13 protein-coding genes are annotated in these 16,344 nt (G+C 42.3%); 6 read left to right on the top strand and 7 right to left on the bottom strand.

The genetic code is table 11. From position 1 onward, the window contains the following. Positions 1-51 precede the first annotated feature (51 nt). Both aspS and D8785_RS04995 read left to right on the top strand, forming a co-directional pair. Positions 52-1,806, top strand: coding sequence for an aspartate--tRNA ligase (aspS, locus tag D8785_RS05000; RefSeq protein ID WP_125374682.1), 1,755 nt, complete (start codon positions 52-54; stop codon positions 1,804-1,806). 73 nt (positions 1,807-1,879) lie between these two features. Then, positions 1,880-2,821: a YitT family protein gene (locus tag D8785_RS04995; protein ID WP_125374681.1), complete on the top strand. Its 942-nt coding sequence runs from the start codon at positions 1,880-1,882 to the stop codon at positions 2,819-2,821. Between the two features lie 33 nt (positions 2,822-2,854). Here the strand turns inward: D8785_RS04995 and pulA are convergent, their stop codons facing one another. The 6 genes from pulA to D8785_RS04965 all read right to left on the bottom strand — a co-directional run bounded on the left by pulA (position 2,855) and on the right by D8785_RS04965 (position 10,448). Beyond that, positions 2,855-4,906: a type I pullulanase gene (gene pulA / locus D8785_RS04990; RefSeq protein ID WP_125374680.1), complete on the bottom strand. Its 2,052-nt coding sequence runs from the start codon at positions 4,904-4,906 to the stop codon at positions 2,855-2,857. 8 nt (positions 4,907-4,914) lie between these two features. Next, entirely contained in the window at positions 4,915-5,898 is a 984-nt protein-coding gene (locus D8785_RS04985; protein WP_125374679.1) for a LacI family DNA-binding transcriptional regulator, read from the bottom strand. A gap of 11 nt (positions 5,899-5,909) precedes the next feature. Further along, positions 5,910-6,722, bottom strand: a complete 813-nt coding sequence (locus D8785_RS04980; RefSeq protein WP_023027399.1) for a DUF1189 family protein — start codon at positions 6,720-6,722, stop codon at positions 5,910-5,912. Positions 6,723-6,967: 245 nt separating this feature from the next. Further along, a complete protein-coding gene (locus D8785_RS04975; RefSeq protein ID WP_023024736.1) occupies positions 6,968-7,810 on the bottom strand; it encodes a sugar ABC transporter permease in 843 nt (280 codons plus the stop codon). A gap of 1 nt (position 7,811) precedes the next feature. Continuing rightward, positions 7,812-9,107, bottom strand: coding sequence for a sugar ABC transporter permease (locus D8785_RS04970; protein ID WP_023027397.1), 1,296 nt, complete (start codon positions 9,105-9,107; stop codon positions 7,812-7,814). Positions 9,108-9,188: 81 nt separating this feature from the next. Continuing rightward, entirely contained in the window at positions 9,189-10,448 is a 1,260-nt protein-coding gene (locus tag D8785_RS04965) for an extracellular solute-binding protein (protein ID WP_125374678.1), read from the bottom strand. A 466-nt stretch (positions 10,449-10,914) separates the two neighbouring features. On the opposite strand from D8785_RS04965, the gene malQ reads away from it, so the two are divergent. The 4 genes from malQ to nrdI all read left to right on the top strand — a co-directional run bounded on the left by malQ (position 10,915) and on the right by nrdI (position 15,922). Next, positions 10,915-12,432: a 4-alpha-glucanotransferase gene (malQ, locus tag D8785_RS04960; protein WP_125374677.1), complete on the top strand. Its 1,518-nt coding sequence runs from the start codon at positions 10,915-10,917 to the stop codon at positions 12,430-12,432. 21 nt (positions 12,433-12,453) lie between these two features. Next, positions 12,454-14,712 (top strand): glycogen/starch/alpha-glucan family phosphorylase, encoded by a 2,259-nt coding sequence (gene glgP, locus D8785_RS04955; RefSeq protein ID WP_125374676.1) that lies wholly within the window; start codon positions 12,454-12,456, stop codon positions 14,710-14,712. A gap of 174 nt (positions 14,713-14,886) precedes the next feature. Beyond that, the gene (locus D8785_RS04950; RefSeq protein ID WP_125374675.1) at positions 14,887-15,399 is read left to right on the top strand and encodes an ABC transporter permease; all 513 of its coding nucleotides are present in this window, start codon (positions 14,887-14,889) and stop codon (positions 15,397-15,399) included. A gap of 55 nt (positions 15,400-15,454) precedes the next feature. Then, entirely contained in the window at positions 15,455-15,922 is a 468-nt protein-coding gene (gene nrdI / locus D8785_RS04945; protein WP_123159926.1) for a class Ib ribonucleoside-diphosphate reductase assembly flavoprotein NrdI, read from the top strand. Between the two features lie 108 nt (positions 15,923-16,030). On the opposite strand, the gene D8785_RS04940 is transcribed toward nrdI, so the two are convergent. Beyond that, positions 16,031-16,276 carry a MarR family transcriptional regulator gene (locus D8785_RS04940; RefSeq protein ID WP_125374674.1) on the bottom strand — a complete coding sequence of 82 codons (246 nt, stop codon included), beginning with the start codon at positions 16,274-16,276 and terminating at the stop codon, positions 16,031-16,033. Positions 16,277-16,344 lie beyond the last annotated feature (68 nt).

Raw genomic sequence — 16,344 nt, 5'->3', positions numbered from 1 at the left:
GCTTTATGGTAAAATAGAAGGAAGAATATTAGTTTGGAGAGTAAAAATACAATGAAACGTTCCATGTATGCTGGGCGTGTTCGCGAGGAACACATTGGACAAGAACTAACCCTCAAAGGATGGGTGAGTCGACGCCGTGATTTGGGTGGCTTGATCTTTATTGATTTGCGGGACCGTGAAGGGATTATGCAATTGGTCATCAATCCGGAAACTGTTAGCTCGGAAGTCATGGCAACGGCCGAGAGCCTTCGTAGCGAATATGTGATCGAAGTGACAGGTCAAGTTGCTGCCAGACAGCAAGCGAATGATAAAATTGCAACAGGCCAGGTTGAAATGCATGTTTCTTCCTTGACTATCCTCAATACTGCAAAAACCACGCCATTTGAGATCAAGGACGGTATTGAAGCCAATGACGATACTCGTCTACGCTATCGATATTTGGACTTGCGCCGTCCAGAAATGTTGGAAAACTTAAAATTGCGTGCCAAGGTGACGCACTCTATCCGTAATTACTTGGATGAGTTGGAATTTATTGATGTGGAGACACCCTTCCTTTCTAAGTCAACTCCAGAAGGGGCGCGTGACTACCTCGTACCTTCTCGCGTCAACAAGGGGCATTTTTATGCCTTGCCTCAAAGCCCTCAAATCACCAAACAATTGTTGATGAATGCTGGCTTTGACCGCTATTATCAAATCGTCAAATGTTTCCGTGATGAAGATTTACGTGGCGACCGTCAACCTGAGTTTACACAGGTCGATTTAGAAACCTCCTTCCTGACAGAGCAAGAAATTCAAGATATTACGGAAGGTTTAATCGCACGTGTTATGAAAGAAACGAAGGGCATCGAAGTGACCCTTCCTTTCCCACGGATGAAGTACGATGATGCTATGGCTCTTTATGGTTCTGACAAACCAGATACTCGTTTTGAGATGCTCTTGACAGACTTGACAGAAGTTGTAAAGGGCGTAGACTTCAAGGTCTTCTCAGAAGCTCCCGCAGTAAAAGCCATTGTGGTAAAAGGAGCAGCAGACCGATACTCTCGTAAAGATATCGATAAGATGACCGAAGTAGCCAAGCAATATGGGGCAAAAGGTCTAGCATGGGTCAAGGTAGTTGATGGTGCTTTAAATGGGCCAGTTGCTAAGTTCTTGACAGGTATGACAACAGAGTTGACAAGTGCTTTACAATTGGAAGAAAAGGATTTGGTTCTCTTTGTAGCAGATACACTAGAAGTAGCCAACGCAACATTAGGTGCCCTTCGTTGTAGAATTGCCAAGGAATTGGACCTCATTGACGATAGTCAATTCAGCTTCCTATGGGTGGTCGATTGGCCAATGTTTGAGTGGTCTGAAGAAGAAGGGCGTTACATGAGTGCCCACCATCCATTTACACTTCCGCAAGCAGATACAGCTCATGAATTAGAGGGCGATCTTGCCAAGGTACGTGCCATTGCCTATGATATTGTGCTTAATGGTTATGAACTTGGAGGAGGAAGTCTCCGGATCAACCAAAAAGAATTGCAAGAACGAATGTTTACAGCTCTCGGTTTCTCAAAAGAAGATGCGACAGAGCAATTTGGTTTCTTGCTAGAAGCCATGGATTATGGTTTCCCTCCACATGGTGGATTAGCTCTTGGTTTGGACCGTTTTGTCATGCTGTTAGCTGGTGAAGAGAATATCCGTGAAGTCATTGCCTTTCCTAAGAACAATAAGGCAACGGATCCAATGACCCAAGCTCCTTCTACAGTAGCTGATAAACAACTGGAAGAGTTGAGCCTACAAGTAGAAGTAAAAACTGAGGAATAAGGATAGTAAAAGCGGAAAATTACCAAAAGCTACTTGTGGGATTTTCCCTTTATTTATAAATTGAGAGATAATCATGAAAAAAACTCGCTTAGGCAAGATCTTGCGTTATTATATACGAAGATTGGCCTATAACTTTAAATTACTAAGGGTCTTAAAAAGTATTTCCCGAGAGAAGTACGATGAAAAAATTTCGGCTTCTTTGGTCTATGGCTTCTTATCTGCCGTTGCCGTGAACTTCTTTTTCCAGCCGGGACGTGTATATTCCAGTGGTGCGACAGGATTGGCCCAGATTATATCTGCACTTAGTGATCGATTTTTAGGTTTTACCATTCCGGTCTCTTTGTCATTCTATGCCATCAATCTGCCATTAATGATCATCGCTTGGTATCAAATTGGCCATAAGTTTACCATTTTCACCTTTATCACGGTGTCTATGAGTTCCTTCTTTATCCAATTTGTTCCAGTAGTTACTCTCACAAATGACCCTATTATGAACGCCTTATTTGGAGGTGTTGTCATGGGGACAGGGATTGGTTTTGCCCTTCGTAATAATATCTCAAGTGGGGGAACAGATATTGTTAGTTTGACCATTCGAAAGCGAACGGGCAAGAACGTCGGCAAAATTTCTCTCATCGTCAATGGGACCATCATGTTAATAGCGGGAATGACCTTTGGTTGGAAGTACGCCCTCTATTCGATGATTACCATTTTTGTTTCCAGTCGAGTGACAGATGCTGTCTTTACCAAGCAGAAGCGGATGCAAGCTATGATTGTCACTAGCCAACCGGATAAGATTATTGAGAAAATTCATAAGCGATTGCATCGTGGTGCAACGATTATCCACAATGCCGAAGGGACCTATAATCATCAGGAAAAAGCAGTCTTGCTCACCGTTATTACCAGAGCAGAGTTTAATGAGTTTAAATTTTTAATGAAAAAAGCGGATCCTCAAGCTTTTATTACCATATCAGATAATGTTCATATTATTGGACGTTTTGTCGAGGTGGAAGATTAAAAAATTCCTGCAAGCCTATCTTGCAGGAATTTTTTATGCTTGTTCTACTAAAATCCAACCATGGGCTGGAATGGTGAATTCTCTTTGAGAAACTTGTTGCTCTTTTGTATAAACATGGGGATGAGCAATTGCTAATCTAGCAGGCTGTTTGAGCCAATAAGTCCACTCTTGTTCTCCCAGGTTGACTAAAATAAGAAGTTTGCGTCCATCTTTTTCGATGCTGTAAGTGAAGGTGTTTTCCGAAGTCCAAGTAACTTGACAATAGTCTCGAATGGCTTGGGCGTTCTCTAGGTGGAGGAGGTCTTCCTCTTTACGATAGGCAATCAATTCGCGAAGGAACTGAATATCTCTTTCATAGGCTGTAGAAGAAAGCCAGTCTAGTTGATTTAGAGCATCTGGAAGATTGTAAGTATTTTCTTCTAAGCCTTTGCTGCGATAGAACTCTTGGCCAGCATGTAGGAAGGGAACGCCTTGAGACAAGAGAACGAGGTGCAAACCGAGACGAGCTTTAGCCTGTCGCTTCTCCTCTGAAATATTTGGATCTTCAACCTTGAGATAGTCAAAGAAGGTTGCGTTATCGTGGCATTCCACATAGTTAATCGCCTGTTGAGGACGCACAAAGTGGGCTGCTCCTTTGAGTCCGACATTGCCAGTCAAAATATTGGCAAGATCATTGGCCTGATAGCGACTTTCTACACGTCCTTCCTTCAAGATGCTTCGTTTAACGGTATCTCGGAAGTTGTCACTGAAAAAGCCATAAGGACGAAGGTGACGGGCATTGTATTGATGAGCCAGGAGTTCAGGATCCAGTCCGGTATCCATCTTCCACCCTTCCCCATAAAGGTAAATGTTGGGGTAAATAGCGCTTAATTCTTCTTGAATTTCCATCATGGTTTGGCGATCAAGAATGCCCATCAGGTCAAAGCGGAAGCCATCAAATCCGTAGAGTTGAACCCATTGTTTGACGGATTGCTTGATGTAGTTGCGAACCATAGCCCGTTCACTAGCTACATCATTACCACAGAAGGTCCCATTGGTCCGTTGGCGGTCTTGGTCATAACGGTAGAAATAGCCAGGAACAATCCGCTCAAAGGCAAAATCGTCAGAGAGATAAACGTGGTTATAAACGACGTCCATGATGAGGCTGAGATCTGCCTGATGGTAGGCATCAATCACTTGCTGTAGCTCAAGAATCCGTTGGTAAGGATCATTTGGCTGGGTGCTAAAACTTCCTTCAGGGACATTGTATTGCACAGGGTCATAGCCCCAATTGTAACCAGCGACAGGGTTGGTTTCATCCACGCTTCCAAAATCATAGAGGGGCATGAGCTGAACATGAGTAATGCCCAGGGATTTCAAGTAATCAAAGCCAAAGGTCTGGTTTTCATGTTTAGGAGATTCTAACAAGGCAGGGAAGGTCCCAGGGTGTTGGAATCCGGCTTCTTTTTGCATGGAGAAATCTCGAACACTTAGTTCATAAATAACGGCTTGAGTCGGATCCAGTTGAGTCGCTGCTCTCTGAATGGGGCGCTCAATCTTGTGGCGGTCGATGACATAGCTAACTCCTGAATTGGCTTCAGAAGAGAGGGCATAAGGGTCATGAACGATATGGGTTACACCATTAACCTGATGCTGGTAGGCATAAGGGGCTTTTTCCCAATCTCCCTCGAGTACTAGACGCCAAACTCCTTTTTCTGTTCGCTCCATCGGGTAGGCAGTTTGGTTGATTAAGAGCTCAACCTCTTGAGAGATAGGAGCCCAGAAGGCAAAGGTCGTTTGTTCTTTTGAGTAATGAGCTCCTAAATCCTCTCCATCATAAGCATAAAGCTGATCAAAGATGGGTTGACGGACAACATCTCGGAAGTGGAGGAGACAGGACTCTCCGTTACCATTTGAAAGAGTATAAATTTGACTCATGTCGACGGGAAGGGGGCTCCGAAGAGTATTTTCTTCCTCCGTCGGCAGGAGTTCAATCGTGTTGGAACCAGACGTCAATGTAAAAGGAAGAGAGGCCATTACGCTCTCTCCTCCTTCCACGCGAATCAAGTCTTGGTCATCTAAATAAGCTACAAAGTGAGTGGTCATGGGTTCTCCTAAAGTTCAATAATCGAGTGTTCAATGAGCTGTCTATAGCAAACGGTTTTGTTTTCCTTGTTATCCTTAATAATTTGGAGTAAGGTTCTGACAGATTCACGTCCTAATTCAACCGTATTGATATCAATATAGGCGTCAATTGGAATCCGTGGTTTAATGGAGTCGAAGGAAATAATCGGAAGATCGACTTGTTTGTCGATCAGGTATCTCCGGACCCCTTCGGCAACTAGAATATCCGTTGTCATGAGTGCTTCCAGTTTTTCAAAAGGCAGGGTATCCATGATTTGGTAAGAATTTTCTTCAAGCAAGAAACCAAAGGAGAATTTGACCAATTCCTCACGAAGAGGGATTTGATGACTGGCAAGAGCTTCTTGATAGCCCTTGTAGCGGTCTTGAGAAACAGCCAATTCCTTATTTCCTCCAAGGAAAGCGATATGTTGGTATCCCTTGTTGATAAAATATTCGGTCGCATCAAAGGCTGCTTTAACATTGTCGTTATCGACTAAGGATACAAAAGGTGAAGTTGCTTTCCCTAAAATCAAGAAAGGAAATTTATCTTCAATACAGAAGTCAACCAGAGGATCATTCAATTTGGAATAGAGGAAGATGAGTCCATCTACCCGCTTACCATAAATCATTTGTTTGAGTTGATCGAGGCGGTGGGTTTCATTAGCCCCTGTACAAATCTGAATCGCATAGCCATAATCAGAGGCGACCTGGCTAATCCCACGGAGGACCGTAGGGAAGAAGGGGTTTTGGAAGAACACATCACTTTCATCAGGCAAGACAAGGGCAATCACCTGACTGGACTGGCTCACTAAGCTACGAGCATTGAGGTTTGGATGGTAATCCAGTTCTTCCATGGCAGAACGAACCCGTTTTTTAGTGGCTTCACTGATGGTAGATTTATTTTGAATCACTCGTGTAACGGTAGATGGTGCAACGCCAGCTAGTTTAGCGACATCTTTGATGGTGACACGCATAAAGGACCTCCCTAAGGTTTGTAATCTGGATCCCGGAAATGAGTCTTATAGAAGGCAAGCGCGAGGAACAAGACAAATAGGATATTTTGGATCAAGATGGTTGTGGTAAAGACTTGGTGGAACAATAAACTGATCAGAACGCTCGCCAAAATAGGCAATCCAAGACAGTTGAGAGTGAAGTTGAAGCATTCTTTGAAGGTCTTGAGAGAGAAGAGACGTGACTTCCGTGTCAAGAAGAGGAAGAAGGAAGCTCCAAATACTAAAATTGCAAAATTCACAGCAGATAAGAAACCTGAGAAGAGGACGAGGAAGAGGCTAACTGCCAATCGATTGGCTTGGAACCAATCTTTGGAAATGGCTTGGCTTAAAGCATCTTTATTTTCGAGACTCTTTTGATTGATTGCCTGATAAGGAATACTTGCAAGTTCTTTGTTTTCTCTGCTAATCACTAGTTGGGTCTTATCGAAATAGAGGGTTAATTTTTCACCTAACGAAGTCCCTTCGTGATGACCGATGATAACATGGCCAGCTTTGTTCTTATGAACTCCAAAATGACTGTTATAGACTAGTTCATGCTCTTCAATACGGACACTTTCTTTCAAGTCCTTCATAACATCCTCCGTTAAGGGATCAAAGACATCGCTAACGAAGGTAGTTAAAGGGTAGGTCTGGAGTTCCGCATTTTGAACGGCGACAGGAATGAGGGTCAAGGATAGAAGAAAGAGTGAGGTGAAAATCATTTGGAACCAATTGAGTTGTTTACGGTTCGCAAAGGCTTTTCTTACCTGAAAAAGGCTGGAAAAATAATTAAATGGATAGGGCATGAATTGACCTTTCTAATCTCCGAAATGTGGAGAGCATAGCAAGATTTTATCCTTAACCAAAGATGGGAGAGAGACCGGTAGCAAATCAATCAACTTGCTATCCTTGTCCCACTCCCATCCTTTCCTTAAAGATAAAATTTATGTGACTGGGAGAAAAGTAGGAGAGGAATTCTCCTCCTTTTCTTCATTGATGGAAGTTATACCTATCCAAGGAAGGTGACAAACTTCTGATAGAAAACCTTATTTTATCCTTTATCCCCACCAGCTGTCAAGCCTGAAACAAAGTTCTTTTGGAGGAAGAAGAAGAGCACACAGATTGGGACTGCAATCAGAATCGCACCTGCCGCAAAGAAGGCAATCTTTTGATTTTTTTGGTCACTGATAAAGGTTTGAAGACCAACCGCTACCGTGTAGTTGATTTCGTCACGAAGCAAGAATTTAGACAAGATGTAGTCTCCAAAAGGTCCCATGAAGGCCCAAAGTGCTTGGACCGCAATCATTGGACGAACCAATGGAAGGACGATTTGCCAGAAGCGACGGAAGTGTCCAGCACCATCTAATTTTGCAGATTCATCAAGTGAAATTGGGACTGTATCGAAGTAACCCTTCATCAACCAAGCGTTCATTGGAATTCCTCCACCGACATAGAGGAAGATCAGGAACCAACTGTGGTTCAAGGCGTTCAACATCAAGGCCATAACGAAGAAGGCAGTCAAAGCAGCCATGGTAGGCACCATTTGGATAATCAAGAAGAAGACCAAACTTTGCTTACGAGCCAAGAAGTTGTAACGGCTGTAGGCGTACCCTGCTAGAGTAATGATGGATGTTTGAGCAACCATGGTAATAATGGCGATAATCAAGGTATTGAGATACCAAGTGCCATAGAGGGTATCCGTAAAGAGCTTTTGGAAGTTATCAAAGCTGAGACTGCCACTGAAATCAAGCGTAAAGGCACTGACGTTACCAGTTTTGAAGGCTGAAAGAACCGTAATCAACAAGGGATAGATGATGACGATGGATAGGACAACCAAGTAGAGGTAAGTCAAGAAATGATTAAGGCGGCGTTTAAATTGAACTGAGTTTTTCATTTTACACATCCTCCATATCAAATGCGTGCAGTTTCTTGAAGGCAATCATCGAGATAGAGATCACAATCAGAGAGATAATCAACGTAACCGCAGCAGCCATTGAGTATTGAGGTGATGAGTTCGTTGTCAATTTATAGATCCAAGAAATCAAGATATCTGTCGAACCAGCATTTCCTCCAACAGATCCAGGTCCACCATCGTTAAAGAGGTAGATAATGGAGAAGTTGTTAAAGTTGAAGGTGTATTGGCTAATGAGCGTTGGTGCCGCAACAGCCAAAATCATTGGGAAGGTAATGTTGCGGAATTTTTGCCAAGCATTCGCCCCATCGATATAGGCTGCTTCATAAAGATCGTTTGGAATAGATTGCAAGATTCCCAGTGTCAAGACGTAAATGTAAGGGAAGCCGAGCCAACCTTGCATCATAATCAAAGCAATTTTTGTCCAGGTAGGGTCCGTTTTCCAAGGAATGAGAACCCCATCTAAGAATGGGAAAATCTTCGCAAATAAAGGAATGACTTGCGCATTGATGGCCCCGATACTATCGTTGAACATGTTTGAGAAGGTCAAGATAGTGATGAAGGCAGGAACCGCCCATGGAAGAAGGAAGATGACACCGAAGATGCGTTTTCCTTTAATGAATGGTTGGTTAGAAATAATGGCCGTCAAGATACCAAGAACAATTTGAAGTGTTGAAGCTGCTAAGGCCCAGATCAAGGTCCATCCCAATACAGATGTAAAGGCAGAACGGAAGGTACTCAAAGTCCACATGTTGGTGAAGTTTTGAAGTCCGATCCAATCAAGGAGTGTAAAGCGAGCTGTATGCTTAAAGTCATAGTTGGTAAAGGCAATCATCAGGGTAACCAAAACGGGGAAGATGATTGCAAAGGTCATGGCAATATAAGAAGGGATGATCAAAAGATAGGGGAAGCCATTTTCATAGATAGCATTCACCATCTCTTTTAGGGTCATCGGTACTCGAATGCCATTATTAATCCGCTTGGCTACAGTACCCGCATCTTTGATATTCAGAGCGTAGAACATCAAATAAACGACTGTGATAATTAAGTGGAAGGCACCACGGATTAAGATAAAAAGAGAGTTATCTTGTCCACGGACGGTACCGAGGGTGATGAGTTTGGACAATTCCCCCAAACCAAGCCCGAAAAAGTAAGCGAGAAAGACAAGCGTTACACCGAGAAAGATGTATCCTTTTGCTTTCTGTTTGTTATAGATTTGTCCCAAGCCAGGAATGAGGGATAACCACATTGCCTTTTTTGGATTTTGTTGTGTTTCCATATCGACTCCTTATATGTGAGCGGTCAGAGGCCACATCACAGCGAAAGGCTGGGAAAGATTCCCAGCCCCTTGGGAACTGTTTTACTTGCCACCGAATTTTTGTTCGATAGTTTCTTTGATCAATTTAACAGCATCGTCAGCAGCATCTTTAGCAGATTTCTTACCACTTACAGCGTCGAAGAGCATAGTTGCAGCTGGATCCCAAACAGTACTCATTTCAGAGATGTTTGGCATTGGTTGTGCATTTTCAAACTGTTTAACAACGGCAGTTGTCAACTCATCGTTTTTACCAACAGCGTATTCACGAGCTTCTGTGTTAGCTGGCACTTCGTTAGTCTTATCGTAGAAGGCTTTTTGTTGATCAGTTGTAGTCAAGAAGTCAACAAATTTTTGAGCTGCTTCAGGGTTGTTAGCACCTGCAGGGATAACCCAAGCTTTACCACCACCGAAGGCAGAATATGCTTTTCCGTTTGGAAGGGTAGGGATAGTTGCTACACCGTAGTTTACTTTAGCTTCTTTCAATGAAGATGCTTTCCATGGTCCATCGATGATGGCAGCTGTCTTACCTTCTTGGAATTGAGTTTGGATGAAGTTTGCAGCACCTTTAGTGTCTTGCAATCCTTTAGGCCATTTAGCGTACCAAGTTTTCGCGTATTCGATACCGTCGATGGCACCTTGGTTGTTCAAACCTACGTCTTTTGGATCAGTACCATCTTTACCGAAGACATATCCACCGTTACCTGAAAGGAGTCCGTATGCATAGTAGAAGTTTGTCCAGTCAGCAAGGAAGGCAGTGTTTTTACCTTCTTCACCAGCGAAGTTATACTTGCTGTCTTTTGCTAATTCTTCAAGTTCACCAAATGTTTTTGGAGCTTCTTGTAGGAGGTCTTTGTTGTAGTAAAGAACCAATGTTTCGATAACTGCTGGTGCTCCATATACTTTGCCACCGTTTGTTACAAGTGATTCAGTTGTTTTGTCAGTCTTGCTATCTTTGTTCAATTTAACTTCAGCCAATTGACCGTCGTTACCAAGACCACCTACGCGGTCGTATGGTGCCATCATAACGTCTGGAGCTTTACCAGATTGGTTGTCAAGAGACAATTTGTCCAAACCACCAAGAGCGTCACCAGTCTTGATGTTTACTTTTGTACCACTTTCTTTTTCAAAAGCTTTCGCAGCTTCTTCCATGTAAGATTTGTAACCATTATCGACGTAGACAGTCAACTCGTTTTTAGTAGCAGAAGAAGAATCTTCTTTTTTGCCTCCACAAGCTACCAAAAGAAGTGATGCGAATCCGACTGTACCAAGTACAGCAGCGCTTCGAAGAATTGTGCGTTTCATGATTTATTCCTCCTAAAGAATAAAAATAAGATTATTAGTTGAAAACGTTTTAGACAAACGTTTTCCTTAACACGAATAGTATATCACAGGGAGAAAACGTTTGCAAGTATTTGTGCAAAAATTTTTAAAATTTTTTTATCTTCTATTATACACACAAATAGTTGACAAGAAAATGAGAAAGGGATACACTAGGCATAGGGTTAACCTGCAGAAAAAACATAAAAGTTTAGGAAACCTCTTGCATAAACCACAGGATTACTTTATAATGGATAATAACGCAAACGTTTTCCTTGAACGTTGCATAAAGATGATCTAGGGTCATTTATAAATAGGTTAAATTCAGTTCTATGTCTGATGACTGCCCTTCTTCTATTCTTTCTGAGAGTTGGAGTGGATCAGAAACAGTATAGAAGGTTCGTCTATTTTCTTAAAACAAAAATATATTAAACTAAAGGTGGTACCCCCAATGAAAAAACGCCAAAGTGGTGTCTTGATGCACATTTCATCCTTGCCTGGGAAGTATGGAATCGGTTCGTTTGGCCAAGCAGCCTACGATTTTGTGGATTTTCTCGTTCGTACCAAGCAACGGTATTGGCAAATTTTGCCTCTCGGAACAACAAGCTACGGTGATTCTCCTTACCAATCCTTCTCGGCTTTTGCAGGCAACACCCATTTTATTGACTTTGATCTTTTAATTGAACAAGGGCTCTTGGATGCATCTGATGTAGAAGGTATTGATTTTGGTCAAGATCCAACTGAAGTAGACTATGCCAAGATCTTCGAGCAACGTCGTCCTCTTCTAGAAAAAGCGGTTGAAGCTTTTCTCAAAACAGGTGATTGGGATGACTTCAGCCGATTTGCAGAGCAAAATGCAGCTTGGTTGGAATTGTTCGCTGAATACATGGCCATTAAAGAACATTTTGAATTAAAAGCATGGACAGAGTGGCCAGATGCAGCGATTCGCGCTCGTCAACCAGAAGCTCTTGCTTCCTACCGCGCTCAATTGGAAGATAAATTGACTTACCATCGAGTGACACAGTATTTCTTCTTCAAACAATGGTTGAAATTGAAAGCATACGCTAACGATAACCACATCGAAATTGTAGGAGATATGCCAATCTACGTAGCGGAAGACTCAAGCGATATGTGGGCAAATCCACATCTCTTTAAAACAGAAGAAAACGGAAAAGCGACTCACATTGCAGGTTGCCCTCCAGATGAGTTTTCTGCGGATGGTCAACTTTGGGGGAACCCAATCTATGACTGGGAAGCAATGGACCAAGATGGATACAAATGGTGGATTGAACGCTTGCGTGAAAGCTTTAAAATCTACGATATCGTTCGGATTGACCACTTCCGTGGATTTGAGTCTTACTGGGAAATCCCTGCTGGTTCTGATACAGCAGCACCTGGTAAATGGGTCAAAGGACCTGACTACAAACTCTTTGCAGCGGTTAAAGAAGAACTTGGTGACTTGAACATCATCGCAGAAGACCTTGGTTTCATGACTGACGAAGTCATCGAACTTCGTGAGCGTACTGGATTCCCAGGGATGAAAGTCCTTCAATTTGCCTTCAACCCAGATCACGAAAGCATTGACAGCCCTCACTTGGCACCAAACAACTCTGTCATGTACACAGGAACACACGACAACAACACTGTTCTTGGTTGGTATCGCAATGAAATTGACGATCCAACTCGTGAGTACATGGCACGTTATACAAACCGCAAGGAATATGAAACAGTCGTGCATGCGATGCTTCGTACAGTCTTCTCATCAGTAAGCTTTATGGCTATCGCCACTATGCAAGACTTGCTAGAGTTGGATGGTTCAGCTCGGATGAACTTCCCATCTACCCTTGGTGGAAACTGGTCATGGCGAATGACAGCAGATCAATTGACACCAGCTGTCGAGGAAAACTTACTTGACTTGACAACCATTTATCGCCGAATCAATGAAAATTTGGTGGATTCAAACCAATAGAAAATTTCAGGAGACACAAAAATGTTACCATTAAAAGAATTTGTACAAAATCGTTACAATAAATCTATCGCAGATTGTAGTAACGAGGAGCTTTACCTTGCTCTTCTTAACTACAGCAAACTTGCAAGTAGCCAAAAACCAGTCAACACTGGTAAGAAAAAAGTTTACTACATCTCAGCTGAGTTCTTGATTGGTAAACTCTTGTCAAACAACTTGATCAACCTTGGTCTTTATGACGAAGTTAAGAAAGAACTTGCTGATGCAGGTAAAGAGTTGATCGAAATCGAAGAAGTAGAATTGGAACCATCACTTGGTAACGGTGGTTTGGGACGATTGGCAGCCTGCTTTATCGACTCAATCGCTACACTTGGTTTGAACGGTGACGGGGTTGGTTTGAACTACCACTTCGGTCTTTTCCAACAAGTTCTTAAAAACAACCAACAAGAAACAATTCCTAACGCTTGGTTGACTGACCAAAACTGGTTGGTTCGTTCAAGTCGTAGCTACCAAGTGCCATTTGCACACTTTACATTGACATCTACTCTTTATGATATCGATGTACCTGGTTACAAAACAGCTACTAAAAACCGTTTGCGTTTGTTTGATTTGGATTCAGTTGATTCTTCAATCATCAAAGAGGGTATCAACTTTGACAAGACAGACATCGCTCGCAACTTGACTCTTTTCCTTTACCCAGATGATAGTGACCGTCAAGGTGAATTGCTCCGTATTTTCCAACAATACTTCATGGTTTCAAACGGTGCTCAATTGATCATCGACGAAGCGATCGAAAAAGGAAGCAACTTGCACGACCTTGCTGACTACGCAGTTGTACAAATCAACGATACTCACCCATCAATGGTGATCCCTGAATTGATCCGTCTTTTGACTGAACGTGGTATCGAACTTGATGAAGCAATTTCTATCGTTCGTAGCATGACTGCTTACACCAACCACACCATCCTTGCTGAAGCTCTTGAAAAATGGCCTCTTGAATTCTTGGAAGAAGTGGTTCCTCACTTGGTACCAATCATCAAAGAATTGGACAGCCGTGTTAAAGCAGAATACAAAGACCCAGCTGTTCAAATCATTGATGAAAACGACCGTGTACACATGGCTCACATGGATATCCACTACGGATACAGTGTTAACGGGGTAGCAGCACTCCACACTGAAATCTTGAAGAACTCTGAGTTGAAAGCATTCTACGACATCTACCCAGAAAAATTCAACAACAAAACAAACGGGATCACCTTCCGTCGTTGGCTCATGCATGCGAACCCAAGCTTGTCTCACTACTTGGATGAGATTCTTGGACGCGATTGGCACCACGAAGCTGATGAGCTTGAAAAACTCTTGTCATACGAAGACAAGGCTGCTGTCAAAGAAAAATTGGAAAGCATCAAGGCTCATAACAAGCGTAAATTGGCTCGTCACTTGAAAGAACACCAAGGTGTGGAAATCAATACAAACTCTATCTTTGATATCCAAATCAAACGTCTTCACGAGTACAAACGTCAACAAATGAACGCTTTGTATGTGATCCACAAATATCTTGACATCAAGGCTGGTAATATCCCTGCTCGTCCAATCACAGTATTCTTTGGTGGTAAAGCAGCTCCTGCCTACACAATCGCTCAAGACATCATCCACTTGATCCTTTGCTTGTCAGAAGTGATCGCAAACGACCCAGCAGTAGCACCACACTTGCAAGTGGTAATGGTTGAAAACTACAACGTTACTGCAGCAAGCTTCCTCATCCCAGCATGTGATATCTCAGAACAAATCTCACTTGCTTCTAAAGAAGCATCAGGTACTGGTAACATGAAATTCATGTTGAACGGAGCTTTGACTCTTGGTACTATGGACGGAGCAAACGTGGAAATCGCTGAGTTGGTTGGAGACGAAAACATCTACATCTTCGGTGAAGATTCAGAAACTGTTATCGACCTTTACGCAAAAGAAGCTTACAAATCAAGCGAATTCTACGCTCGTGAAGCTATCAAACCATTGATTGACTTCATCGTCAGCGACGCTGTTCTTGCAGTTGGTAAGAAAGAACGCTTAGAACGTCTTTACAACGAATTGATCAACAAAGACTGGTTCATGACTCTTCTTGACTTGGAAGACTACATCAAAGTGAAAGAGCAAATGCTTGCTGACTATGAAGACCGTGACGCATGGTTGGATAAAGTCATCGTCAACATTGCCAAAGCAGGATTCTTCTCATCTGACCGTACCATCGCTCAGTACAACGAAGATATCTGGCACTTGAACTAATTTGCTTTCAGTATTCTAGAAGCAATATACTTAGAAAAGAAGAGCTCCTTTTGGATCATATCCTGATTTAGAGGGAGCTTTTTTAGTACAGGATCAGCGGGGAAATCTAAACTTGCGCTTCCCTTCGGTTCACGTTATAATAAATAGTATGGATATTAGAAACGAGGAAATACAATGAAGAAAAATCCGATTTATATGTATGTCTTACTAGCCCTGTCAACGATGGGAACTCTATTAACTGCTCAGTCCTTCTTTGGATTGGCTAAAGTGGAGGTCACAGATGAAATGGCAGCTTCTTTGAACTTAACCACTGCTCTTGAACGGGAAGAATACAAAGCCTTCCTTGAAAAATTAATCGTAGCACTACGCGGACCGATTGCTTGGTTGTTGATATCTCTTTTGATTGGGGGCTTGATTGCTGTTGGCTATTTCTTCCTATCTAAAAAGGATATTGTCAAGGCAACCTATGCCTATATGGGTCAAATTGGAGCCTTCCTCTTAATAAGCTTGCACAATTTCTGGTCTTATCGTTCTTCCATGTCGGTGATCACAACAGATAAATTGCGGACTTTGTTACAGGCTTCTAGCTTATATGCACTTGTCTTGAGTGTAGTTGTAGCCCTTGTTTACTTGGGAATCCTCCTCTACAAATTGAAAAATAGACCAGCTAGCGACCTTCAAGCTTAGATTATAGCATGTAAAAGCTCCTCTAATTTTGGACAAAAAAGAGGAACTGGTCTGATTGGAGAAAAAAATGAAAGTATGTTTTGTCTATATCAGTTTAAGTGGAAACACTGAAAGTTTTGTCCGTCGCCTCAGTGACTATCTATGGGAGCAGTATCCTGACTTGGTCATTGAAAAGATCCATGTCAAAGACCTGGTCAAAGAAGGGAAGCCCTTCTTTGAAGTCGATACTCCTTTTATCGCCTTTCTACCTACCTATCTTGAAGGAGGAAATGGTGTTGATAATGGGGATGTGGAGATTCTAACGACAGATGTAGCAGACTTTATTGCCTACGGAGACAATGCCACTAAATGCTTGGGAGTTGTGGGATCTGGAAACCGCAACTTCAATAATCAATATTGCCTAACGGCCAAGCAGTACAGTCAACGCTTTGGCTTCCCTATGCTAGCAGACTTTGAGATGCGAGGGATGCTAGGGGATATCAAAAAAGTAGCTGGTATTATCGAAGACTTGTATCACTTTTAAAATTGGAAACCCCAAGCCTAGGCTTGGGGTTTCTTTTTATGGGAGGAGGTTGCATGATTAGCAGAGAAGAGGAGGCGAGATTTATTTTCTCGCCTCCTCTGTTGTTGCTTATTTTAAGTGATCTGTGATTTCTTTCGAAAGTAAGAGGCCGAGGTGATAGTCCTTGTTGATAGCGTGGATGACATCGTTGATGTTTTCCGTCGTTTGGATTTGCTCCTTGATGCCTGCTTTGAAGGTTTCATCTTTTAAGAGTTGCTCTTGTAGAATCTTTTGCAGTTTTTCTCTCTCGTATTTATTGATTAAAAAGAGAATGAGCAGGCTAACTAAAATAAGAATGTAAACAGTTTGGTTCATAGGGTTCTCCAGAAGATAAGATAATAGATAAGGGAAGCGCTAATCTCTAAAAATATAGGTGTATGTAA

The organism is Streptococcus australis (assembly GCF_003943615.1).
Taxonomy (GTDB): Bacteria; Bacillota; Bacilli; order Lactobacillales; family Streptococcaceae; genus Streptococcus; species Streptococcus australis_C.
Note: the sequence above shows the minus strand (reverse complement) of the source record. Positions and strands in the feature narration are given on the sequence as shown.

Bases quoted from the DNA above. Each gene is read 5' to 3' on its own strand.
- glgP (WP_125374676.1), top strand. From the start codon at position 12,454: ATGTTACCATTAAAAGAATTTGTACAAAATCGTTACAATAAATCTATC.
- D8785_RS04950 (WP_125374675.1), top strand. From the start codon at position 14,887: ATGAAGAAAAATCCGATTTATATGTATGTCTTACTAGCCCTGTCAACG.
- D8785_RS04975 (WP_023024736.1), bottom strand. From the start codon at position 7,810: ATGAAAAACTCAGTTCAATTTAAACGCCGCCTTAATCATTTCTTGACT.
- D8785_RS04980 (WP_023027399.1), bottom strand. From the start codon at position 6,722: ATGCCCTATCCATTTAATTATTTTTCCAGCCTTTTTCAGGTAAGAAAA.
- aspS (WP_125374682.1), top strand. From the start codon at position 52: ATGAAACGTTCCATGTATGCTGGGCGTGTTCGCGAGGAACACATTGGA.
- D8785_RS04965 (WP_125374678.1), bottom strand. From the start codon at position 10,448: ATGAAACGCACAATTCTTCGAAGCGCTGCTGTACTTGGTACAGTCGGA.
- D8785_RS04995 (WP_125374681.1), top strand. From the start codon at position 1,880: ATGAAAAAAACTCGCTTAGGCAAGATCTTGCGTTATTATATACGAAGA.
- D8785_RS04970 (WP_023027397.1), bottom strand. From the start codon at position 9,107: ATGGAAACACAACAAAATCCAAAAAAGGCAATGTGGTTATCCCTCATT.
- D8785_RS04940 (WP_125374674.1), bottom strand. From the start codon at position 16,276: ATGAACCAAACTGTTTACATTCTTATTTTAGTTAGCCTGCTCATTCTC.
- pulA (WP_125374680.1), bottom strand. From the start codon at position 4,906: ATGACCACTCACTTTGTAGCTTATTTAGATGACCAAGACTTGATTCGC.
- D8785_RS04985 (WP_125374679.1), bottom strand. From the start codon at position 5,898: ATGCGTGTCACCATCAAAGATGTCGCTAAACTAGCTGGCGTTGCACCA.
- malQ (WP_125374677.1), top strand. From the start codon at position 10,915: ATGAAAAAACGCCAAAGTGGTGTCTTGATGCACATTTCATCCTTGCCT.